This is a genomic window from Reyranella sp. (assembly GCF_004297405.1).
Classification (GTDB): domain Bacteria; phylum Pseudomonadota; class Alphaproteobacteria; order Reyranellales; family Reyranellaceae; genus Reyranella.
In genome coordinates this window covers 456,269-477,909 of record NZ_SCVC01000006.1, presented here as the reverse complement: position 1 = coordinate 477,909, position 21,641 = coordinate 456,269, and the positions used below count along the sequence as shown (strand labels likewise).

22 protein-coding genes are annotated in these 21,641 nt (G+C 63.6%); 11 read left to right on the top strand and 11 right to left on the bottom strand.

All coding sequences use genetic code 11. The features are described from left to right. Positions 1-48: 48 nt before the first annotated feature. From EPO50_RS04470 to EPO50_RS04460, 3 genes are all read right to left on the bottom strand, one after another. The gene (locus tag EPO50_RS04470) at positions 49-1,203 is read right to left on the bottom strand and encodes an HlyD family secretion protein (protein WP_296341446.1); all 1,155 of its coding nucleotides are present in this window, start codon (positions 1,201-1,203) and stop codon (positions 49-51) included. Beyond that, complete coding sequence (locus EPO50_RS04465) at positions 1,196-1,663, bottom strand: MarR family winged helix-turn-helix transcriptional regulator (protein WP_296341445.1); 468 nt, start codon at positions 1,661-1,663, stop codon at positions 1,196-1,198. Before EPO50_RS04465 ends, EPO50_RS04470 begins: the two co-directional genes overlap by 8 nt. Positions 1,664-1,765: 102 nt before the next feature. Next, positions 1,766-1,966, bottom strand: coding sequence for a heavy-metal-associated domain-containing protein (locus tag EPO50_RS04460; protein WP_296341444.1), 201 nt, complete (start codon positions 1,964-1,966; stop codon positions 1,766-1,768). A 75-nt stretch (positions 1,967-2,041) separates the two neighbouring features. Between EPO50_RS04460 and trpD the strand changes: the two genes are divergently transcribed. From trpD to EPO50_RS04430, 6 genes are all read left to right on the top strand, one after another. Next, positions 2,042-3,055, top strand: a complete 1,014-nt coding sequence (trpD, locus tag EPO50_RS04455; RefSeq protein ID WP_296342329.1) for an anthranilate phosphoribosyltransferase — start codon at positions 2,042-2,044, stop codon at positions 3,053-3,055. Beyond that, on the top strand, positions 3,052-3,852 hold the full coding sequence (trpC, locus tag EPO50_RS04450) for an indole-3-glycerol phosphate synthase TrpC (RefSeq protein WP_296341443.1): 801 nt from the start codon (positions 3,052-3,054) through the stop codon (positions 3,850-3,852). Before trpD ends, trpC begins: the two co-directional genes overlap by 4 nt. Then, positions 3,849-4,334 carry a cyclic pyranopterin monophosphate synthase MoaC gene (moaC, locus tag EPO50_RS04445; protein WP_296341442.1) on the top strand — a complete coding sequence of 162 codons (486 nt, stop codon included), beginning with the start codon at positions 3,849-3,851 and terminating at the stop codon, positions 4,332-4,334. Before trpC ends, moaC begins: the two co-directional genes overlap by 4 nt. Then, complete coding sequence (glp, locus tag EPO50_RS04440; protein ID WP_296341441.1) at positions 4,334-5,548, top strand: gephyrin-like molybdotransferase Glp; 1,215 nt, start codon at positions 4,334-4,336, stop codon at positions 5,546-5,548. The genes moaC and glp overlap by 1 nt, the downstream gene beginning before the upstream one ends. A gap of 108 nt (positions 5,549-5,656) precedes the next feature. Continuing rightward, positions 5,657-6,406 (top strand): transcriptional repressor LexA, encoded by a 750-nt coding sequence (lexA, locus tag EPO50_RS04435; RefSeq protein ID WP_296341440.1) that lies wholly within the window; start codon positions 5,657-5,659, stop codon positions 6,404-6,406. A gap of 90 nt (positions 6,407-6,496) precedes the next feature. Then, complete coding sequence (locus EPO50_RS04430; RefSeq protein WP_296341439.1) at positions 6,497-6,895, top strand: nuclear transport factor 2 family protein; 399 nt, start codon at positions 6,497-6,499, stop codon at positions 6,893-6,895. A 3-nt stretch (positions 6,896-6,898) separates the two neighbouring features. Here EPO50_RS04430 and EPO50_RS04425 read toward each other — a convergent pair whose 3' ends face one another. Continuing rightward, positions 6,899-9,028: a ComEC/Rec2 family competence protein gene (locus EPO50_RS04425; protein ID WP_296341438.1), complete on the bottom strand. Its 2,130-nt coding sequence runs from the start codon at positions 9,026-9,028 to the stop codon at positions 6,899-6,901. Positions 9,029-9,165: 137 nt separating this feature from the next. On the opposite strand from EPO50_RS04425, the gene gltX reads away from it, so the two are divergent. From gltX to EPO50_RS04400, 5 genes are all read left to right on the top strand, one after another. Further along, positions 9,166-10,572: a glutamate--tRNA ligase gene (gltX, locus tag EPO50_RS04420; RefSeq protein ID WP_296341437.1), complete on the top strand. Its 1,407-nt coding sequence runs from the start codon at positions 9,166-9,168 to the stop codon at positions 10,570-10,572. 32 nt (positions 10,573-10,604) lie between these two features. Next, positions 10,605-11,504, top strand: coding sequence for a DMT family transporter (locus EPO50_RS04415; RefSeq protein ID WP_296341436.1), 900 nt, complete (start codon positions 10,605-10,607; stop codon positions 11,502-11,504). A 118-nt stretch (positions 11,505-11,622) separates the two neighbouring features. After that, on the top strand, positions 11,623-12,921 hold the full coding sequence (gltA, locus tag EPO50_RS04410) for a citrate synthase (protein WP_296341435.1): 1,299 nt from the start codon (positions 11,623-11,625) through the stop codon (positions 12,919-12,921). A 38-nt stretch (positions 12,922-12,959) separates the two neighbouring features. Then, complete coding sequence (locus tag EPO50_RS04405) at positions 12,960-13,160, top strand: hypothetical protein (RefSeq protein ID WP_296341434.1); 201 nt, start codon at positions 12,960-12,962, stop codon at positions 13,158-13,160. 99 nt (positions 13,161-13,259) lie between these two features. Next, positions 13,260-13,721, top strand: coding sequence for a VOC family protein (locus EPO50_RS04400; RefSeq protein WP_296341433.1), 462 nt, complete (start codon positions 13,260-13,262; stop codon positions 13,719-13,721). A gap of 142 nt (positions 13,722-13,863) precedes the next feature. Here the strand turns inward: EPO50_RS04400 and EPO50_RS04395 are convergent, their stop codons facing one another. From EPO50_RS04395 to EPO50_RS04365, 7 genes are all read right to left on the bottom strand, one after another. Further along, on the bottom strand, positions 13,864-14,781 hold the full coding sequence (locus EPO50_RS04395) for a restriction endonuclease (RefSeq protein ID WP_296341432.1): 918 nt from the start codon (positions 14,779-14,781) through the stop codon (positions 13,864-13,866). A gap of 267 nt (positions 14,782-15,048) precedes the next feature. Further along, on the bottom strand, positions 15,049-15,465 hold the full coding sequence (gene gloA / locus EPO50_RS04390; RefSeq protein ID WP_296341431.1) for a lactoylglutathione lyase: 417 nt from the start codon (positions 15,463-15,465) through the stop codon (positions 15,049-15,051). A 10-nt stretch (positions 15,466-15,475) separates the two neighbouring features. Then, positions 15,476-15,952 carry a 3-hydroxyacyl-ACP dehydratase FabZ gene (gene fabZ, locus EPO50_RS04385; RefSeq protein ID WP_296341430.1) on the bottom strand — a complete coding sequence of 159 codons (477 nt, stop codon included), beginning with the start codon at positions 15,950-15,952 and terminating at the stop codon, positions 15,476-15,478. 17 nt (positions 15,953-15,969) lie between these two features. Further along, positions 15,970-18,345 (bottom strand): outer membrane protein assembly factor BamA, encoded by a 2,376-nt coding sequence (gene bamA, locus EPO50_RS04380; RefSeq protein WP_296341429.1) that lies wholly within the window; start codon positions 18,343-18,345, stop codon positions 15,970-15,972. 40 nt (positions 18,346-18,385) lie between these two features. Beyond that, complete coding sequence (gene rseP / locus EPO50_RS04375) at positions 18,386-19,765, bottom strand: RIP metalloprotease RseP (RefSeq protein WP_296341428.1); 1,380 nt, start codon at positions 19,763-19,765, stop codon at positions 18,386-18,388. A gap of 30 nt (positions 19,766-19,795) precedes the next feature. Then, positions 19,796-20,956 carry a 1-deoxy-D-xylulose-5-phosphate reductoisomerase gene (dxr, locus tag EPO50_RS04370; protein ID WP_296341427.1) on the bottom strand — a complete coding sequence of 387 codons (1,161 nt, stop codon included), beginning with the start codon at positions 20,954-20,956 and terminating at the stop codon, positions 19,796-19,798. Positions 20,957-20,994: 38 nt separating this feature from the next. Continuing rightward, the gene (locus EPO50_RS04365; protein WP_296341426.1) at positions 20,995-21,636 is read right to left on the bottom strand and encodes a phosphatidate cytidylyltransferase; all 642 of its coding nucleotides are present in this window, start codon (positions 21,634-21,636) and stop codon (positions 20,995-20,997) included. Between the last annotated feature and the right edge of the window lie 5 nt (positions 21,637-21,641).

The window sequence follows — 21,641 nt, the reverse complement described above, 5'->3', positions numbered from 1 at the left end:
TGGCGCGCCCCCGGCAGAGCTCGATCTGAACATGGCTAGGTCCGATGCCTACCGGGCGCCGCTGAACAGGTCTGCAATCTGACGCTGATGGCCGGTGTCGATCTCGACATAGGCGCTCATGCCGGTGCGCAGCGGCGGTGCATCGGCCGGCATCTCGACCTTGAGACGGATCGGCACGCGCTGCACCACCTTCACCCAGTTACCCGTGGCGTTCTGCGGCGGCAGGACCGAGAACTCCGCGCCCGTCGCCGGTGCGAGGCTCGTCACCGTGCCGTGCCATTCGCGACCCGGATAAGCGTCGATGGTGATACTCGCGATCGCACCGGGTTTCAGATAGGTGAGATCGGACTCCTTGGGATTCGCTTCGACCCAGACATCGGCCGAGGAAACGAGGCTGAATGCCGCCTGCCCTGCTGGCAGATACTCGCCGACCTGCAGCGCATCGACATTGGTCACGATGCCTGGGATGGGTGCCACGACGGTGGTGCGCGTGAGATCGCGGCGCGCCTTGTCGACCTGCGCTTGTGCAGCAAGGAAATTGGGGTGGTCCTCGATCCGTCCATTGGCATTGCCGCCGAGTTGAGCGAGCGCCGCCTCGGCGTCGTGCTGCGCCATGCTGAAGCGTTCGCGTGCCGCATCGAGGTCGCGCTTGGCCTGGTCGAAGGTCGCTTGTGCCGACACGCCGCGCTTCAGCAGGTCCTGCTGGCGCTGGGCCGTGGTCTCGTAGAAGCCGACATCGGTCTTGGCCTGCTCGATCTGCGCCACCTTCTGGCGATAGGTCGCCTGTTGGGTGGTGATCTGGTTGCGCACACTGCCGAGATTGGCCTCCGCACCTGCCAGAGCGATCCGGAACGGTTCCTGGTCGAGGGTGAACAGGACATCCCCCTTCTCGACCCTCTGGCTCTCGTGAACGGCGACGTTGGCCACGATCCCGGACACATCGGTGGCGACCGTCAGCTTGCCAGCATGGACATACGCATTGTCGGTCGACACGTAGCGTCCGCCCGTCATGTAGACGAATATTCCGGCTGCAAGTACGAGGGCCGGCCCGAGCGTCAGTAGGAAACGACGCAGGTTTTGCGGTCGGCGCAGTTTCAGCCTGGAGAGAATTGACACGCGTGCCGGGGGTGTCGCGAGAGCCGGTTCGGGCGCCGGAACCTCGTCGACGAGGTCAGTGCGCCGGAAGGAATTTCTATCAGCCATTGCTCGCTCTCCTGTCGCCGGCGTTCGTCGTCAGCCTGCCGAGAAGGTTTCCCTTCATGCTGGACAGGATGGCGAACAGCCGGTCGCGATCTTCTTCGCTCACGCCTTCAAGGGCCTCGCCGCGCGTCACGGCGCCGACGGCGAAGATCTCGCCAAGCAGCGGAGGCGCCTTGTCGGTGAGGTGAAGCTGGCGGATGCGTCGGTCGGTCGGATGTGCCCGGCGCTCCACCAGGCCCATTTCCTCCAGCCGGTCGAGCAGGCGCGTCAGCGTAATGGGTTCGACTTCGAGGATATCGGCTAGCCCGCTTTGCTGGATGCCCTCGTTGCGCGCCAGGTGAGCCAGCACCTGACACTGCGAGCGCGTCAGCCCGAGGTCTCGCGCGTTTTGCTCGAAGCGCTTGCGCATGAGCCGGGCCACGTCGTGCAGCAGGAAGGCAACATTGCGCTCGGGCAGTTCCATGGCTTCTCCTAAGGTCACTTAATATAAGCTTGCTTATTATATTTGCAAGCAGCGACACTTAGAGGAAATTACCAATTGATTCAGTTTGTTATGGCTGGTCGCTCAGCTTGCGACGCCAAAGCCCGCGCGCTGGATCGCCTTGGTGATGGCGGGCACGTCGGCCTCCGCCGGGAGACGCATCTCCCCGCTCTTGAGGTCGACGGAGAGAGGCGCGGTACCTGCGCCGGTCGCGGCACGCGTGACAGCCTTTACGCAGCCGTCGCAATCCATGCCGGTGACCTTGAGGATGAGTTCTTGAGCCATGTGATATAGCTTCGCGCCCGCCGGCTGGACCGGCAAGGGGCAAATCAACACGGTGTTCTTCCGGTGAGTGGCGATATCGACGATTTTCGGGGCCTTCTGGCCAAGGTAGGCAATGGCGAGCCGCTCGGCATCGACGAGGCAGAGCGCGCCTTCGACATCATGACCAGCGGCGACGCCACGCCGGCACAGATGGGGGCCTTCCTGATGGGGCTCAAGGTGCGCGGCGAGACGGCCGAGGAGCTGGCCGGCGGTGCCCGCGTGCTGCGCGCCAAGATGCTGCGCGTACGTGCGCCCGACGGCGCCATCGATATCGTGGGCACCGGCGGCGACCACCACGGTACCTACAATGTCTCCTCCTGCTCCGCCCTGGTCGTGGCCGGCGCTGGCGTGCCCGTCGCCAAGCACGGCAACCGCGCCTTCACCTCCAAGTCCGGGGCCGCCGATGTCCTGGACGCACTCGGCATCAATCTCGATCTGCCGATCGAGACGCTCGAGAAGGCATTGGTCGAGGCCAAGGTCTGCTTCCTGATGGCACCCCGCCATCACAGCGCCATGCGCAATGTTGCCGGCCCGCGGGTCGAACTGGCACCCTCGCGCACGATCTTCAACCTGCTCGGTCCCCTATCGAACCCCGCTGGCGTTAAACGCCAGCTCGTCGGCGTGTTCGATCGCCGCTGGCTGCGGCCCGTCGCCGAAGCGTTGGGCCAGCTAGGCTTGGAGCGCGCATTGGTCGTACATGGACAGGACGGCATGGACGAGCTCACCACGACCACCAAGAGCTGGGCGGCGTCGCTCGAGAACGGCAAGGTAAGCGAAATTGAGATCGCGCCCGAGGATATCGGTGTTAAGCGCGCCTCCCTCGCCGACCTCAAAGGTGGCGATCCGGCGCATAATGCCGAGGCCATTCATAAGGTGCTGGCCGGCGAGAAGAACGCCTTCCGGGACATCGTGGTGCTGAACAGCGCCGCGGCGATTATGGTAGCGGGCAAGGCTCGTGACCTGAAGGAAGGTGCGGCACTTGCCGCCGCTGCAATCGACAGCGGCAAGGCCAAGGCCGCACTAGAGACGCTGAAGAGGATCTGCGCATGAGCGACACGTTGACGAAAATCGTCGCCGACAAGCGCCGCCACGTCGAAGCCTGCAAGGCCAAGCGCTCCCTCGCCGAAGTGGAAGACGCCGCGTTGCGCGCCGACAAACCGCGCGGCTTCGCCGCTGCCCTGAAGCGCACCATAAAGTCGGGCCGATACGGGCTGATTGCCGAGATCAAGAAGGCCTCGCCGAGCAAGGGCCTGATCCGCGAGGACTTCGATCCCCCGACGCTCGCGCGCGCCTATGAACGCGGCGGCGCAACATGCCTTTCGGTTCTGACCGACGAGCCTTACTTCCAGGGTAAGGACGAGTTCCTGGTGCAGGCCCGTAATGCCTGCGGCCTGCCGGTCCTGCGCAAGGATTTCATGATCGACCTCTATCAGGTCGCCGAGGCACGGGCGCTGGGCGCTGATTGCATCCTGCTGATCATGGCCTGCCTCGATGACGAGATGGCGTCCGATCTCACCAAGCTCGCCCATCGCTGGGAGATGGACGTGCTGGTCGAGGTGCACGACGCCGCCGAACTCGAGCGTGCGCTGCGCATCGACAGCGACCTGATCGGCGTCAACAACCGCAACCTCAAGACGCTCGCCGTCGATTTGGCCACGACCGAACAGCTTGCGCCGCGGGTGCCGCGCGACCGCGTGCTGGTCGCTGAAAGCGGGCTCGGCTCGCCGGCCGATCTCGCACGCATGGCCAAGGTTGGTGCGTCGGCCTTCCTGATCGGCGAGAGCTTCATGCGCCAGCCTGACGTCGAGGCTGCCGTGCGCGAGATCCTGGTGCGCGAGGCGGCATGAGTCGCAAGGCCGCCCTCACCCATTTCGACGACACCGGCAATGCGCGCATGGTCGATGTCGGCGACAAGGACGTAACCGAGCGTATCGCCGTGGCTCGCGCCAGCGTCACCATGCAGGCTGCGACCTTGAAGTTGATCCGCGAGAAGAAAGCCAAGAAGGGCGACGTGCTCGCTGTCGCACAGCTCGCTGGCATCATGGCGGCCAAGCGCACGCCGGAGCTGATCCCGCTCTGTCATCCGCTGTCGCTGTCGTCGGTCGACGTGAAGCTGTCGCTCAACCCCAAGCGCAAGGCCGTTGATATCGAGGCGACCTGCAAGCTCAAGGGACGCACCGGCGTCGAGATGGAGGCGCTTACCGCCGCCTCCGTCGCCGCCCTGACGGTCTACGATATGTGCAAGTCCGTCGACCGCGGCATGACGATCTCCGAGGTGAAACTCCTGCACAAGTCCGGCGGCAAGTCCGGCACCTGGAGTACGAGCTGATGCTCTCCGTTCGCGACGCCCATGCCCGCGTGATCGCTGCCTTCGAAGTACTGCCGGCCGAGATGGTTTCGATCGCCGATGCAGCGGGCCGCGTGCTGGCAGTGCCAGCGACGGCGCGACTCACCCAGCCACCGGCCGATCTCTCCGCGATGGACGGCTATGCCGTGCGCGCAGCCGACGTGCCCTCGGCGCCGGGCACCCTTACCCTCGTCGGCCAGGCACCGGCAGGTGGCTCCTACGACCAAGTCCTGAAAGCTGGCGAGACGGTGCGTATTTTCACCGGTGGGCCGCTGCCGCAGGGTGCGGACGCGATCGTGATTCAGGAAGACACGAAGGCCGATGGCGCGCAGATCACCATCCTCGAAGCACCGCGCCCTGACCGACACATTCGCAAGGCCGGCCTCGATTTCAAGGCAGGTGACCAGCGGTTCCAGGTGGGTCGCACACTCTCCACGCGCGACGTGGCACTCGCGGCGGCGATGAACCTGCCGTGGCTTTCCGTTCATCGCAAACCGCGAGTCGCGATCCTGTCGACCGGTGATGAGCTGGTGATGCCGGGCGAGCCGGTCGGGCGAAACCAGATCGTCTCCTCCTCGGGCATCGCGGTTGCTGCCTTGGTCCGCGGTTGGGGCGGCGACCCGACCCTGTTCGATATCGCCCGCGACGACGCCAAGTTGATCGAGAATCGCATCGCCGCCGGCGCCCAGCATGATCTGCTGATCACCCTGGGTGGCGCCTCGGTCGGCGACCACGATCTCGTGCAGGCTGCCCTCAAGGCCCAGGGCTTCTCGATGGACTTCTGGCGCATCGCCATGCGCCCCGGTAAGCCGCTGATGTTCGCCGCCAGGGACCGCGCCCGCGTGCTCGGCCTGCCCGGCAATCCGGTTTCCACGATGGTCTGCGCCCTTCTGTTCCTGAAGCCCGCAATCGAGCGGATGCTGGGCCAGCCTGGCGACCTGATCGCGACGCAGCCGGCCCGTCTGGCTGTAGATCTGAAGCAGAACGACCAGCGCGAGGACTATGTCCGCTCGACACTGACGCGCGCCGCCGACGGCGGCCTGACGGTCGATCCCCACCCCGTGCAGGACAGCTCCATGCTCTCCGTCCTCGCTAGTTCGAATGCCCTGTTGGTCAGGCCGGCGCACGACCCCGCCCGAACGAAAGGCGAAACCGTGCAGATTGTTGACCTGGCGAACCTTTCCGGCGGCTACTGATCCCCGTCTTCCCCGGGATAACTTGACCCAGAGGAGGAACTAAACTAGAACATGTGCCGGGTTTCAGGATTTGTTCCGAAATCTGGTAGGCAGTCTGGGGAGAAGACGGTGTTAACCCGCAAGCAGAACGAACTGCTCATGTTCATCAACAAGCGCCTCAACGACGACGGCGTGTCGCCCTCGTTCGACGAGATGAAAGAGGCGCTGCGGCTCAAGTCCAAGTCGGGCATCCATCGCCTGATCACGGGGCTGGAGGAACGCGGCTTCCTGCGTCGCCTGCCGCACCGTGCGCGGGCGCTCCAAGTCCTGAAGCTGCCGGACACCGCCGCCATGCCGGCCCCCAATGTCACCCCCCTGCTCGCCGACGCCCGTCGCGCGGGCCTTGCGGAAGCGCGCGAAGGCTTCGTGCCACAGATCGTGCGCGGCGACCGCCTGCCGCTCGCCGGCGCCATCCAGGCCGCCAACGAAGCGCAGGCCCTCAGCCTGCCACTATATGGCCGGATCGCCGCCGGTACGCCGATCGAGGCGCTGCGCGACAATTCCACGACCGTGGATGTGCCCGTCTCCCTGCTGGGCTCCGGCGCTCACTATTGCCTCGAGGTGCAGGGCGACTCGATGGTCGAGGCCGGCATCCAGAACGGCGACATCGCCATCATCAAGAGTGCCGACACCGCCGAGTCCGGCGAGATCGTGGTAGCGCTGATCGACGATACCGAGGCAACGCTCAAGCGCCTGCGCAAGAAGGGCGCTTCGATTGCCCTGGAGCCCGCGAACGCCGCCTACGAGACGAGAATTTTCGGACCGGATCGCGTGAAGATCCAGGGACGGCTCGCCGGCCTCTATCGCCGCTACAACTGAGCCCGTTGCTCTGCGCGCTCGGTGCGCGGAGGTAACCGACTTCCCACCTGCAGACTGGATCGCCGAACGACGCGGCCCCTAGTTTCGTGTATGAATACTGACGAAACCGCCGCGATCCGGCAAACCGCCCTCGACTATATCGAGGGCTTCTACGAAGGCGATGCGTCACGCATGGAGCGCTCGCTCCATCCCGAACTCGCCAAGCGCATCACCCATCCCGACTCGGGTACAGGACGCTCGCATCTCGCCGAGATGCGTGCGCTCACCCTGACTCAGCTCACCAGGGACAAGGCCAACCGACCGACGCCCAAAACGGAGCAATTAAAGGACGTCACCGTGCTCGACGTCTTCCAGAATGCCGCCAGCGCCAAGGTCGTGGCCTCGACCTGGATCGATTACCTGCATCTGTCCAAATTCAACGGACGATGGGTGATCGTGAACGTGCTGTGGGAAATGAAGCCCGGCCATCCCTTCACGCCCTACTGGTGATGCTCAGGCGCCCGGCGCCCTGACCGGCATGGCTTGCCGCGACGGGCTGTTAGGCACCCACGGTCGATCGCCGCGAGCGGCGTTGGTGGTCTCGCGGCGCACATCGAGATCATTGAGCCAGAGGGCCTGAGCCCCCTCCTTCCAGGCGTCGCGCCGGTCGATCACCACGCGAGGGCCGCGACAGCGTGCCTTCGCATCGACCGTCGCCAGTACGACGTCTGCCGACCCGCAGGCTTCGGAAAGACGGCGCTCGTCGCTCACTAGCGCAATGCGCCACGGCCCTTTGCGCCAACGGCAAAGGCCGGTGCTGCAGCCAAGTCCGGTCGCCTGCTCCTCGGCGCTCACGGTCCAGCGCTTGGCGCCCTCCTGACCCTGCCGCCGCGCCCAGGCATCGCTCACGAACCGGTCGGTGCGCGCCGACGCGACATGCACGACGCCGTGCTCGTCACGCAGGCCGAGCACGCGGCCATCTTCGCTCATCAGCAGGTCCGGCGGTGGCGGCGGCCCGAGCAGAAGACCGATGGCAACAACCGGCAAGCCGGCATAGCGCCAACGCCGCCGCCACAGACAAAGCCACAAGCCGCCGGCCGTCAGCAGCCACAGGCTGGCGCCGGGCAACGATGGAACCAAGGTCGCGGCCTCGGGCCAGGCGGCCACATAGCGGGCAATTGCATTCAGCCCTTCGACGCCCCAGCCCATCGGCACCAGCGCGACCTGTTCGAGGCCGACCGGCATCAGCAGCATCGTCAGCAGGCCCCAGGGCATGATCCAGAAGCCGGTGAGTGGCACGCCCAACAAGTTGGCGACGACACCGAGCAGCGACAGCCGATTGAAATGATAGGCGGCGAAAGCCCCAGTCGCGACTGAGGCAATCAAGGTGGTGAGCAGGCTCGCAGCCAGTGCGGCACCGAGACGCCACAGCCAGCGACGCTGGGAAAGTTCGGCGCGCTCATGCAGATATCGACGCCATCCCGCAGCCGTCTCCCACGCTGCAATCAGCGCCACCACGGCAGCAAAGGACATCTGGAAAGACGCGCCGGTCAGCGACTCCGGTGCGACCACGAGTACGATGACGGCCGACCAGGCGACCAGCCGCAGCGACAACGCCGTGCGGTCGAGCAGGATGGCAAGCAGGGCAAACCCCGCCATGGCACAAGCGCGCTGCGCCGGCACAGGCGCACCTGCGAGGGCTGTGTAGAAAAGCGCGGCTGCCAAGGCGAGTACAGCGGCGATCTTCTTGGCATCGACACGCAGGGCCAGCGCCGGAATGAGGGCAATCCCATAGCGGACGATGCCCATCACCAGGCCGACGACGAATACGATGTGCAGGCCGGAGATGGAAAGGATGTGCGCCAACCCTGAGTCGCGCATGGCCTGGGCGACGTCCTTGTCGACGGCCGTCTGCTCGCCCGTCAGCATCGCCGCGACCACGCCGCCTTCGGGGTTGGGCAACGCCTTCAGGATGCGCTCTGTTATATCGGCACGCAGTGCATCTAGCGTGCGGACGAAGCCGTCTGGCTGCCCCTTCTCGATGATGATGGCCGGTGCCAACGCATAGCCCACGGCGCCGAGTTGCTGATACCAGGCAACCCGTTGGAAATCGAAAGCGCCCGGCGCTGCAGGACCTGCTGGTGGTGACAGATTGGCCAGGACCAGGAGCCGGTCACCGACAGTCAATGGTGGCGCGCCCCTGTTCAACGACACACGCACCTTCAGCGGCATCATTTCTGGCGGCGGCACATAGTTGCCCTTCAATCGGACCGCCTCGAGGACGACCCGCACGCCGTCCGGCAGCCGCTGGATGTCGGCCACCCTGCCCTCGACATTGATGCTGAAGAGCGGCCGGCTGAGCGTCGGTGCGGCGACGCTCGCCGTCCGCCAGGCAATCAGGCCGAAACCCGCCGATGCCGCCGCAGCGCCAACGGCCAGCGCGCGGGCGAGGCTGCCCGACGGCACGAGGAAAGCGGCCACGAGCGATGCACCGCCCAAAGCAGGTTCCAACCATAAGGCAGGCTCGCTCGGCAGCTCGAAGTAGATGGCGATGCCCAACCCCATGGCGACAGGCAGCCAGAGCATCCAGCGGCCGCGCTCAGCATCGAGTTGCTGCAGGATCCAGGTGCGTGCCCCCGCCACGCCGTCTCCTTTTTACCCTTGGCCTGCCGGCCAGTCCCACGTTTGACAGTGCAGGGACGCTCGCCTACCTACGGCGCGCTTTCGCGGCCTAAATGCGGCAAAACCCGCGCTTACCGACCCCAAAAGACCCTGGACAAATGACCGTCGTAACCCGCTTCGCCCCCTCGCCGACCGGCTTCCTCCATATCGGCGGCGCGCGCACCGCTCTCTTCAACTGGCTGTTCGCCAAGCACCATGGCGGCAAGTACCTGCTGCGCATCGAGGACACCGATCGCGCGCGGTCAACCGAACCCGCGATCGCCGCCATCCTCGATGGCCTGGGCTGGCTCGGCCTGCAGCACGACGGCGAGGTCACCTACCAGTTCTCGCGCGCGGCCCGCCACGCCGAGGTGGCGCACCAGATGCTGGCCGCCGGCAATGCCTACCATTGCTATTGCTCACCGCAGGAGCTGGACGAGATGCGGGCAGCGCAAAAGGCCGCCGGGAAGCCCATGCGCTACGACGGCCGCTGGCGCGACCGTGATCCCAAGGAAGCTCCCGCCGGCGTAGCCCCTGTCATTCGTCTGAAAGCGCCGCAGACCGGTCAGACCGTCATCAAAGATCTTGTGCAGGGCGAGGTCACGGTCGAGAACGCTCAACTCGACGACATGATCCTGCTGCGGGCTGATGGTACGCCGACCTACATGCTGGCTGTCGTGGTCGACGACCACGACATGGGCGTGACGCACGTCATTCGCGGCGATGATCACCTCAACAACGCCTTCCGCCAGCTCCAGATCATCCGGGCCATGGGTTGGCCAGAGCCGGCCTACGCCCACATTCCGCTGATCCACGGTCCCGACGGCGCCAAGCTCAGCAAGCGCCACGGCGCATTGGGCGTCGATGCCTATCGTGACTTGGGCCTTCTGCCAGCAGCCCTGCGCAACTACCTGCTGCGCCTGGGCTGGGGCCATGGCGACGACGAGATCATCTCGACCCAGCAGGCCATCGAGTGGTTCGACCTCGATGGCGTTGGCCGCTCGCCTTCGCGCTTCGACATGGCGAAGCTCGTCAATCTCAATGCGCACTATCTCCGCGAGATGCCGGACGAAGAGCTGTTGCCGATGGTGTTGCCGCGCGTCGAGGAGAAGCTCGGCGCCAAGGTCGATGCGATCGGCCTGGAGCGCATCACTCGCGGCATGAACGGCGTGAAGCAGCGGTCGCGCACCCTAATCGAGCTCGCCGACAATCTCGTTTTCTATGCTCGTGCTGGCGCGCCGCCGATTGCCGACGACAAGGCCCGCGGAGTGCTGACACCGGAGGCCAAGTCGCTGCTCGGCAAGCTCGCTGTTGCCTTGGAGGCCGATGCCGCCAACTGGGGTGAGAAACAGGTCGAAGATGCCGTGCGGCGCTTCGCGGAAAGCATGGGCGTAAAGCTCGGCCAGGTGGCCCAGCCGCTGCGTGTAGCCCTCTCCGGCTCGACGGTATCACCTGGCATCTTCGAGGTCGTTGCGATCCTGGGTCCCGCCGAAACGCGCACACGATTGCTGGCTGCAGCCGGATAGACGGACGTCTTGAGCATGCGCAAGGTCGGTTCATGACTGCGCGCGTCTGGGTCTGGCTTCTGTCGCTTTCCGTCTTGTGGGGCGGTTCGTTCTTCTTTGCCAAGGTAGCCCTCGGCGAACTGGCCCCCTTGTCGGTCGTGTTCGGCCGTGTGGCACTTGCCGCCATCGCCCTCAACCTCGTCCTGGCCCTGACAGCCGGCAGCCTGCTCCAGCGCAAGGTGCCGTGGCGGACCTTCTTCGCCATGGGCTTACTGAACAATCTCGTGCCGTTCGCTCTGATCTTCTGGGGGCAGACGCAGATCGCCTCGGGCCTCGCCTCGATCCTGAACGCCACGACGCCACTCTTCACCTTGATCGTGGCCCATTTCCTGACGCAGGACGAACGGATCGACGCGATCAAACTTGGCGCTCTGGTGATCGGCATTGGCGGCGTCGTCGTGCTCATGGGGCCGGATGCACTGGCCGGGAATCACGGCGTGTTGGGCCAGCTTGCCTGTCTCGGCGCCGCGCTCTCCTACGCCTTTGCTGGAGTCTATGGCCGTCGCTTCAAGGCGATGAATATCGCGCCCCTCGATGCTGCCGCTGGCCAGGTCACAGCCAGCACCATGTTGATTCTTCCAATCATGCTGATCGTCGATCAGCCCTGGACGTTGCCGGCTTTTCCATCAGCAACCGCGTGGGCATCGTTGGCCGGACTGGCGTTGCTGTCGACGGCCCTCGCATATGTCCTGTATTTTCGCATCCTTGCTGCTGCCGGCGCGACCAATCTTCTGCTCGTAACATTTCTGATTCCCGTGACGGCGATCCTGCTCGGCGTCGCGGTTCTCGGTGAACATTTGCTCCCCCGGCACTTCGCCGGCATGGCCCTGATCGGGCTCTCACTGGCTGCCATCGATGGCCGGCTTTTAAATTTCCTGCATACCGCGAAATAGCGGCCGGGCTGCACAATTGCGCCCTCCGGAGGGGCTTGTTAGGGTGCCGCCGAACCGGCGAGCAGCACCCGCAGTGCGCTCGCGCCTTGCCTGAATCGAGCTGAAAAGAGTTCACCAAATGGCCAAATCGACCGCGACGCTGACCGACAACGAAACCGGCAAATCCTATGAAATGCCGATCATCCACGGCACCCTCGGACCGCGCCTGGTCGATATCCGTAAATTCTACGGCGAATCGGGAATGTTCACTTACGATCCGGGGTTCACTTCGACCGGTTCGTGCGGATCGAGGATCACCTTCATCGACGGTGACGAAGGCCTCCTCCTCCATCGCGGCTACAACATCGCCGACCTCGCCGAGCAGAGCGACTTCATGGATGTCGCCTACCTGCTGATGAAGGGCGATCTGCCGAACAAGGTGCAGAAGGACAAGTTCGTCAAAGACATCACGAACCACACGATGGTTCACGAGCAGCTCAGCCAGTTCTATCGCGGCTTCCGCCGTGATGCCCATCCGATGGCGATCTGTTGCGGTGTCGTCGGTGCGCTCTCGGCCTTCTATCACGACTCGCTCGATATCAACGATCCACACCAGCGGATGGTCGCTTCCTATCGCCTGGTCGCCAAGATGCCGACCATCGCGGCGATGGCCTACAAGTATTCAGTCGGCCAGCCGTTCGTGTATCCGCGCAACGACCTCTCCTATGCGGCGAACTTCCTGCGCATGATGTTCTCGGTTCCGGCCGAGGAGTACGAGGTGAATCCGATCGTCGAGAAGGCGATGGACCGCATCCTGATGCTCCACGCCGACCACGAGCAGAACGCGTCGACCTCGACCGTCCGCCTCGCGGGCTCCTCTGGTGCCAACCCGTTCGCCTGCATCGCAGCCGGCATCGCCTCGCTGTGGGGTCCGAGCCACGGCGGCGCCAACGAAGCCGTCATCAACATGCTGAACGAGATCGGCGGCAAGCAGAACATCCCGGGCTTCCTGTCCCGCGTTAAGGACAAGAACGACCACACCCGCCTGATGGGCTTCGGCCATCGCGTCTACAAGAACTACGATCCGCGCGCCAAGGTCATGCGCCAGACCTGCCATGAGGTGCTGACCTCGCTCGGCATCCAGCACGACCCGCTGCTCGAGCTGGCCATGGAAATGGAGCAGATCGCGCTGAAGGACGACTACTTCGTCTCCAAGAAGCTCTACCCGAACGTCGACTTCTACTCGGGCATTATTTTCCGGGCGATCGGCATCCCGACATCGATGTTCACCGTTCTGTTTGCGGTGGCGCGCACCGTCGGCTGGATCTCGCAGTGGAACGAGATGATCGAAGATCCGGACCAGAAGATCGGCCGTCCGCGCCAGCTGTACAATGGTCAGACCGAGCGGCCCTACAAGCCGCTGCATATGCGCGGATAAGCAAGATAAGTTCGCTATCCGGGAGGGAAGCGAGAAACATGGCGAGATCGTCATACGGGCCGCGCCGGGCAACGACCTGGACGGCCACCGAGAAGCAAAGGCCGATGCCGCGGATCGTGCGGCTCGGCCGGCCGGCCAACGACAACTTCCGGCAACCCGGGCGGCTGACACGGGCGATCGTGCTCGGCCTCGCCGGTCTTCTCCTGACTTTCGTACTGGTGGAGTGGCGCTTCTTCTGATCGCCACTTGTGAGCTGGCTTTGTGGTGCCATTAGGCCGATCGCCTTGAACCACTGATATTGCTGGTGCCTACTCTTCGCTCAGTCGAAGGGGACCAGCATGCAGGTCAACGGCGTTGCTCATACCTTTATCACGGCCGGCAACTTCGCCGCGGCCCGCGAGTTCTACGGCAAACTCCTGCCGTTCCTGGGCATGACAATTGTGGCGGACACCCACAACACATTCTATGGGGTCGGCGGACGTACGGGTTTCGGCATTCATGCACCCTCCGCCGAGTTCGCCGGACAGCGCTTCCGACAAGGCGCCGTCGGTCTCCACCACCATTGCTGGCGAGCGCGGGAGCAGGCAGACGTCGACGAGGCGCACGCCTTCTTGAAATCAATCGGCGCCACAATCGTCCATCCGCCGCGCAAAGATGCTTTTGCGCCGGGTTACTATTCGATCTTGTTCGAAGACCCGGACGGGACGCGTCTGGAGATCAACTATGTCCCAGGCCAGGGACTGCTAGCGCCTGGGCAGCGCATTGGCGGCGGCTACGCCGACGGTACCCAGAACGAATAGCAAGCTGCCAAAGACAGCTTACTTCCTTTCGATCAGCTCGATCTTGTAGCCGTCGGGTTAGAGAACCCCATGCAGAAGGGATTTCGTCGTCTTTGGTACGCCCTTGGCACAGTGCCGCGTGCAAGCCTCAGGTCCAACCCGCCTACTCTTCCTCGAAGTACTCGAGGTCCATCCGCTTGACCTCAAACGTTTTGGCCGGTGCCACTCCGACGTTAAAGTCCATCATGAGCTGGGTTAAGCGCTCGCCGTTAATGAGCACGATCTTCTTGTGCTTAACATCTCGAACGTATTTTAAGGAGCTGGCGGTGAAGGTTGACGTAGTGATGAACACCCCCTTCTGCGCACCGTGTGCGTCGAGGCTGCCCGAGAAATTGCGAACCTCGTCGCCGCCTACCGAATTGGTCCACCGCTTGGCCTGCAGGTAAATAAAATCCAATCCGAGGCGATCCTCGCTGATGATGCCATCAATGCCGCCATCTCCCGACTTTGCAACATTCCTGGCAGCATCAGCGCGCGAGCCGCCATACCCCATTGCTAGCATCAGATCCAAGACCAGACGTTCGAAAAATGCAGGGGTTGCGGCCATAATGGCTACGTGCAGTTGCTGGCCCAGCGACGCCCGAACAGTGCTGTACGCGGCTTCCAAAGTCTCCTCGGGCGTGTCCTCCTTCTCGTTAACATCCGCCGCGGACGCTGCGGATGCTCCCGCCGCCGTCGTCTTGCCCACAAAGGCACTGAACTCCGGGTACTGTCTCAGCGTGTCCAAAGTGACTTCGGGCGGGTTGGTCGCGAGGAGTTTCTTCCCGCGGTCCGTTATCCGGAAACTGCCGCGCTCCACGGTCTCCAGGAGGCCCGCGCGGGACAAGTAGACCTTCGCCCAAGCCAAGCGGTTCCGGTAGCGGCTCTGCACTCCCGACGGCAAGAGCTCTGATAGGTCATCCGTAGTGAGGTTAAGATCTCTGGCAACAAGTGGTGCGAGAAGCGGAAGACGATGCTTTGCACCATCATGGGTGCGCTTCAAAAGCGACAACAGTAAGTTGTGAAACGCAGGGACGGCCATGGTGTTCTCCGCACATGGCGTACCAGAACTTCGCCCGATTGTTAACGCAGTGTTGTCGGACTGCTTGCGGTCAGATCAGGCAGGTTTTCCACACGACTGCAGGTGCACCTTAGGTGGAGGGACAAGTTCGGGCTACCAGCTTCCCTACACACTTGCCTCAACGATTTCGAGGTGTGGGATGAAGCGCAAAGAGCAGTCCGAGCTACGTGGTCAGGTCCAGCAATCGCGTCACCACTATAAGGATGTTCAATTTATTGGATTCTGTGACTAACTGGGTTTCCGCTCGATCAGCTCGATCTTGTAGCCGTCGGGATCCTCGACGAAGGCGATGACCGTCGTGCCGAACTTCACCGGCCCCGGCGCACGGGTGACCTTGCCGCCCGTCTTGGTGACCTGCTCGCAGACGCCATAGACATCAGGCACGCCGACGGCCAGGTGGCCGAAACCGGTGCCGAGCTCGTAGGGCTTCGCCTGATCCCAATTGTGGGTCAGCTCGACGACGCAGTGCTCGGGTTCCTCGCCATAGCCGACGAAGGCCAGGCTGTACTTGCCCTCGGGCACGTCGCGCTTGCGCAGCAGCTTCATGCCCATTGGCCCGGTATAGAAGGCCAGCGACTTGTCGAGATCCATGACGCGGATCATCGTGTGGAGCATGCGGTAGTTTGCGGCGGCGGCTGCAGACATCGTCCCTCTCCTACATGTCCCTGATCATGGCGGCGAACGTGGCTTCGGCGGCAACCTTGCCGTCGACCAGGGCGCGGCCCGAAAACTTCCAGACATTGGCCCGGCTCTGCACCTTCTGGACATGCAGTTCGAGCCGATCGCCCGGCACGACCGGCCGGCGGAAACGCACGCCGTCGATCGACATGAAATAGACCAGCTTGCCTTCCGACTGCGCCCCGAATGTCGACACGACGAGGACGCACGCGGTCTGCGCCATCGCCTCGACGACCAGCACCCCCGGCATCACTGGATCGGAGGGGAAATGGCCCTGGAAGAACGGCTCGTTGATCGAAACGTTCTTGATACCGACGGCGCTCTGGTCGAGCTGCATGTCGATGACCTTGTCGACCATGAGCATCGGATAGCGGTGCGGGATCATCTGCAGGATCCGCTTGATGTCCACCGAGGTCACCGGAGCGACGCTGGTCTGGTCGACTTGAACGTTCATGACCGCGACATCCCCACTCAGAAGCGTGTGCCGAAGCTGAAGCGTATGTTCTGCTGCTTGTCCCACGGCTCGTATTGGACCGGCCAGGCATAGTCAATGCGGATCGGGCCGAATGGCGACACCCACTGGACGCCGATGCCGGCCGCGACGCGCATGAGCTGGCTGTCCAGCACCGACGTCGTATTGGTCGTGCTGGACTGGACGCCCCACAGCGAACCGATGTCGACGAATGCCTTGCCGAGGAGCGCGACCTCCTTCGGAACGAAGGGCAGCGGATAGGAAAGCTCCGCCGTGCCCGTGTAGTAGTACTGGCCGCCGAGCGAGTCGGTCGTTCCGGCGTCGCGCGGGCCGATACCGCCGACGGCGAAGCCGCGCAGCGTGTCGCCACCGATGAAGAACAGGTTGTTCAGGCGGACATAGGAGCCGCCATAGGGCAGGACCAGGCCGACCGAGCCGCCGACCGACGCCACGACGTCCTCGAACAGCGAATAGTAATAGACCGCATCGGCCGTCGTGCGGACATACTGTTCGGTGCCGATCGCGCCGGCTATGGCCACGGTGTTACGGACCAGGAAGCCCTTGGTCGTATTGAGGCGCGTATCGCGGGTATCCCAGAGGAGCGTCTCGGAAACTTCCGACACGACCTGGGTGCCGGCCTGCGCCTGGATGATCGGCGAGGCCCAGAATTGCACGTTGTAGATGTCCGTCTGGCGCAAAGTATAGCGGACGAGTTGCCGGAGGTTTTCGCTGTAGGCCCAGCCGGCACGCAGAGCGAAGCCCAAGCTGGCATCGCTATAGCTCGCGACGTTCTGGCGGTCGTTCGACGTTCTGAAGATGTCGAAGCCGGCCGAGACTTGGCGATCCAGGAAATAAGGCTCGGTGAAGCCGAGATCGATGACCGTACTCAAGGTGCCGAGCGACAGGCCGAGGCGCAGTTCCTGGCCCTTGCCGAGCAGGTTGCGCTCCTTGATCGAAATATCGCCGACGATACCGGCGGTCGACGAGTAGCCGGCGCCGAACGAGATTTCGCCGGTGCTCTGCTCGACCACCTGGACTTCGAGGTTGGTCTTGTCGGGCGCCGAGCCCGGTGCGGCCGAGACGTCGACCTTCTCGAAGAAGCCGAGGTTGCGCAGACGCTGCTGGCTGCGGCGGACCTTGGCCGTGCTGAAGGCGTCGCCCTCGGCGAGACGGAACTCACGCCGGATCACCTTGTCGAGGGTTCGCGTGTTACCCGAAATGTTGATGCGCTCGACGTAGACGCGAGGCCCTTCCTGGACGTCGAAGGTGACGTCCACGGTCAGGTTATCCTTATTGCGCCGGATGTTCGGGCGGACATCGACGAATGCATAGCCCAGCGTGCCGACAGCCTCGGAGATATTGGAGACGGACTTCTCGACTTCGTCTGCGTCGTACCAGTCGCCTTCGCTCATGGTCAGGAAGCCCCTGATCACATCGACATCGAGGCCCTGGAAGCGGCTGGTCACGTCGACCTTGCCGAAGCGATAGCGTTCGCCCTCGTTGATCGTGAAGGTGATGAAGAAACCTTCCCGATTGGGAGACAGTTCGGCAACCGCCGAAACGACGCGGAAGTCGGCGTACCCCTCGGACAGGTAGAACTTGCGCAGAAGTTCGCGGTCGAGGTTGAGACGGTCCGGATCGAAACGATCGTCCGACGACAGGAATCGCCACCAGGCGCTTTCGGTCGTCCGGATCTTGCCGCGCAGCGTGCCGTCTCCGAAAGCCTCGTTGCCCACGAAGCTGATCCGCTTGACGCCCGTCACATCGCCTTCGTTGATCTCGAAGACGAGGTCGACACGACCTTGCTCGAGGTGGATGACCTTCGGCTCGACCGATGCGTTGTAGCGGCCGCCGCGACGATAGATCGTCAGGATGCGCTCGACATCGGACTGTACGCGCGCGCGCGTGAACACCTGTCGAGGCTTGGACTGCACTTCATCGCGCAGCTTGTCGTCCTCGATCTTGCTGTTTCCCTCGAACGCGACCCGATTGATGATCGGGTTTTCCGTGACCTTCACGACAAGGGTCGAGCCCTGCATCTGGATCACGACATCGGAGAAGAGCCCGGTCGCAAACAACGCCTTCAGCGAGCGATCAGCGGCGGCGGCGTCATAGGGCTCGCCCGGCTTGAGCTGAAGATAGGAACGGATCGTCGCGACTTCGGAGCGAACGTTTCCTTCGATCTGGACGGATTGAATCGTTCCGCCCGCCGCACCGCCCCGCTGGGCATGCGCCGTCGAACCGAATGCCAGGACTGCAGCAACGGCCAATAAGGCCCAACGAAAGATCAAACTCACCCCCGGCGCCTGCCAGACCTTGCCGATGGTCAAAACCGTGAACGCAGCTTCATAAACCGGCATCCGGGACTTAGCCACCCCTTTGTCCCCTGCTGTTTTCCCACAGGTTCGCGTCAACTCAACGCAGCAACAGTCTGATGTCATTGAATGTCGCAATCAGCGCCATGCCGATCACGAGCGCAAATCCAAGTTTTAGTCCGACCTCCTGCGCCCTAAGGCTCAGTGGCCGACCACGCACGGCTTCATACAAGTACATTGCGAGATGTCCACCGTCGAGCATGGGCACCGGCAACAGATTGAAGACCCCCAACACGACCGAAAGCGCGATCACGAGATTGAGGATGCCGGTCCATCCGGCATGCGACGCCTCACCTGCTGCCTTGGCAATGCGAATGGGCCCGCCGAGTTCATCGACCGGTCTTGCCGCCGTCAAGATCTGACCCATCGATGTGTAGAACATCGTGGTCATGCTCCAGACCGCGCGCACGCCGGCCCCCATGGCGCCGACGACGCCCTCTTGGCGGTACTCCGTGACGGCCGCAGGGCGGACGCGCAGCCGGCCGATCGCCTGTTCCTTGCCGGCGCAATCCTGCGTCTTGTCGGCAATCGGCACGACCGTCGTATCTTCGCGTTGGCCGCCACGCTCGTAGGTGACGGTCACAGGTTGACCACCACGGCTGCCGATCAGTTCGGGAATCCGTGAAAAGTAGTCGACCGGCTTGCCGTCGATCGTCAGCAGCAGATCGCCGACCTTGAGGCCCGCCGCCTCGGCCGGACTATTGGCCGTAAATCCCCCGACGACCGGCCGGATGAGCTGATCCATGCCAAGATCGCCATAACGCAGCGTATTGTTGTAGCGATCCGTCCGCTCGCAGAATCGCGGCGCGATCTCTCCACGCAGCAGCTGGCCACCGCGCCGGTATTCGATCGACATCGGCTGGGCGAGGTAGAGGATCTGCGAATCCTGGATATCCTCGTAGCGATCGACGCGCTTGCCATTGAGGCCGACGACCACGTCGCCGCTGCGCAGGCCCGCCCGGGCCGCCGGTCCGTCCGGCTGCACCGCCACGACCGCTGGCGAGTATGGCTCGCCCATAAAGTAGAAAACGCCCGTCAGAAGCACGAAGGCAAACAGCAGGTTCGCCATTGGGCCGCCGAGCACGACGGCGGTACGCGCATAGAGCGGCTGGCTGAAAAAGGCGCGCCGCCGATCGGCCAGTGAAAGCGGCTTGTCCGAGGGCGTGGCGCTGGTTTCGTCATTGTCGCCCAGAAACTTCACATAGCCACCCAATGGGATGGCGGAAATCTTCCACCGCGTCCCATTGCGATCGGTCCAGCCGACGATCTCCGGTCCAAAGCCGATGGAAAAGACCTCGGCATGAATGCCGAACCGCCGCGCTACCCAGTAGTGGCCGAACTCGTGAACGAACACGAGCAACGTCAGCACCAGAATGAAATAGGGAAGATAGGTCGTAAAAAGGCTGGCGACGCTTTGCATGGTTCAGTGGATCATGGGTTCAGTTCGAGTTCAATTGCCCAGCTCTTTGCCCTTGCAGATCACTTCGGCCCTTCGCCGGGCCTCCAGATCCGCCGCCTCGACCTGCGGGAGAGTTTCCACCGGATTCGCCAAGCCATTCCAGCCGATCATGACGTCCTCAACTGTGCGTGCGATGTCGAGAAAGCCGATACGACGAGCCAGGAAGGCCGCCACCGCCGCTTCGTTCGCCGCATTCAGCACTACCGGTGCAAAACCGCCAGTGACCAGCGCTTCGCGGGCCAATCGTAGAGATGGAAAGCGGCCAGAATCGGGCCGCTCGAATGTAAGCGCGGCGACTTGTGTGAAATCGAGTCGTGCCGCCGGGCCATCGATGCGCGCGGGCCAGCCGAGCGCATGGGTGATCGGGACACGCATGTCGGCCGTGCCAAGCTGGGCCAGGACCGAGCCGTCGCGATAAGCGACCATGGAGTGGATGATCGACTGGGGATGCACCACGATCTCGACCTGCCCTTCCGGCAGGCCAAACAACAGATGCGCCTCGATGAGTTCGAGCCCCTTGTTCATCATCGTGGCTGAATCGATCGAGATCTTGGCCCCCATGTCCCAATTGGGATGGGCCAGCGCCTGCTCCGGCGTTGCCTCGGCCATGTCGGCTAGCGACCAGTTGCGGAACGGCCCGCCGGACGCGGTGAGGATCAGACGGTCAACGGCATGCCGTTGGTGCGGCTCAAAGACCTGGAAGATGGCGTTGTGCTCGGAATCGACAGGCAGCAGCGCACCACCTGAACCCTTGATGGCTTCGAAGAGGAGCCGCCCTGCGCAGACCACTGCCTCCTTGTTGGCCAACGCCACCATGGCGCCGCGTCGCGCGGCAGCAAGTGTCGATGCAAGGCCCGCAAAGCCAACGATGGCGGCCATCACCCATTCTGCGGGCCGCGATGCCGCTTCGACCACAGCCTCGGGTCCCGCCGCGGCCTCGATCGACGTGCCGGCCAGCGCTTCCTTCAGGGCCTGGTAACGCGCCGGATCAGCCACCACCGCAAGGCGCGCCTTCAAACGCCTCGCCTGTTCAGCCAACAGCTCGACAGATGTGCCGGCAACGAGTGCTTCGACACGATAACTCGCAGGATCGCGGGAAATGAGGTCGACCGTGCTCTGCCCGACCGAACCGGTCGAGCCCAGGATCGTCACACCACGTGGACGATCGTGAGAAGGAGCTACCCACTTTGTCATGTCCAAGGCCATGTCCCGCCTATAACGAGCCGCGCCAGACCAACGACGACCAGCACCGCAATCAGACCATCGACACGGTCGAGCAGGCCGCCATGGCCCGGTATCAGCCGACCACTATCCTTGACCCCTGCCCGCCGCTTGGCAGCGGATTCAAGCAAGTCACCCAGTTGACCAACGACAGCCAGGCCCGCGCCGATCACCGCCAACGGCACCGTCTCGCCGAGGCCGAATGCATAGCCGACAGCGGCACTAGCCATAGCAGCCCATGCCATGCCGCCGATCAATCCCGACCAGGTCTTGCCGGGACTGATCCGAGGCGCCAGCTTCGCCCCACCCGCCGCCCGGCCGACGAAATAGGCGCCGATATCGGTCGCCCAGATGCAGACCAAGATCCAGATCAGGGTCTCGCGCCCCAGGGTCGGTTGATGGCGCAACCACAAGAGAGCGACCACGGCCGCCAGTGCGTAGAGCCAGGCCAGCAACCGCAACACCGGATTGCCGCGCGTCAGCCGCGTCCACTCGAAGATCATTATCGGCGCGGCAAGGGCCGCGACAAGATCGATCCAGGGATAACCATACCAGACGGCCGCCAGCAGCAGCGGGCCGAGAACGGCAGCCGACAGCAGCCGCAAGGCCAAGCCTG

Coding starts and splice junctions, on each gene's coding strand:
- EPO50_RS04400 (WP_296341433.1), top strand. CDS start 13,260: ATGCAGGTCAACGGCGTTGCTCATACCTTTATCACGGCCGGCAACTTC.
- EPO50_RS04405 (WP_296341434.1), top strand. CDS start 12,960: ATGGCGAGATCGTCATACGGGCCGCGCCGGGCAACGACCTGGACGGCC.
- rseP (WP_296341428.1), bottom strand. CDS start 19,765: ATGCAAAGCGTCGCCAGCCTTTTTACGACCTATCTTCCCTATTTCATT.
- gltX (WP_296341437.1), top strand. CDS start 9,166: ATGACCGTCGTAACCCGCTTCGCCCCCTCGCCGACCGGCTTCCTCCAT.
- EPO50_RS04460 (WP_296341444.1), bottom strand. CDS start 1,966: ATGGCTCAAGAACTCATCCTCAAGGTCACCGGCATGGATTGCGACGGC.
- EPO50_RS04430 (WP_296341439.1), top strand. CDS start 6,497: ATGAATACTGACGAAACCGCCGCGATCCGGCAAACCGCCCTCGACTAT.
- glp (WP_296341441.1), top strand. CDS start 4,334: ATGCTCTCCGTTCGCGACGCCCATGCCCGCGTGATCGCTGCCTTCGAA.
- EPO50_RS04470 (WP_296341446.1), bottom strand. CDS start 1,203: ATGGCTGATAGAAATTCCTTCCGGCGCACTGACCTCGTCGACGAGGTT.
- trpC (WP_296341443.1), top strand. CDS start 3,052: ATGAGCGACACGTTGACGAAAATCGTCGCCGACAAGCGCCGCCACGTC.
- EPO50_RS04465 (WP_296341445.1), bottom strand. CDS start 1,663: ATGGAACTGCCCGAGCGCAATGTTGCCTTCCTGCTGCACGACGTGGCC.
- fabZ (WP_296341430.1), bottom strand. CDS start 15,952: ATGAACGTTCAAGTCGACCAGACCAGCGTCGCTCCGGTGACCTCGGTG.
- EPO50_RS04415 (WP_296341436.1), top strand. CDS start 10,605: ATGACTGCGCGCGTCTGGGTCTGGCTTCTGTCGCTTTCCGTCTTGTGG.
- gloA (WP_296341431.1), bottom strand. CDS start 15,465: ATGTCTGCAGCCGCCGCCGCAAACTACCGCATGCTCCACACGATGATC.
- EPO50_RS04395 (WP_296341432.1), bottom strand. CDS start 14,781: ATGGCCGTCCCTGCGTTTCACAACTTACTGTTGTCGCTTTTGAAGCGC.
- moaC (WP_296341442.1), top strand. CDS start 3,849: ATGAGTCGCAAGGCCGCCCTCACCCATTTCGACGACACCGGCAATGCG.
- gltA (WP_296341435.1), top strand. CDS start 11,623: ATGGCCAAATCGACCGCGACGCTGACCGACAACGAAACCGGCAAATCC.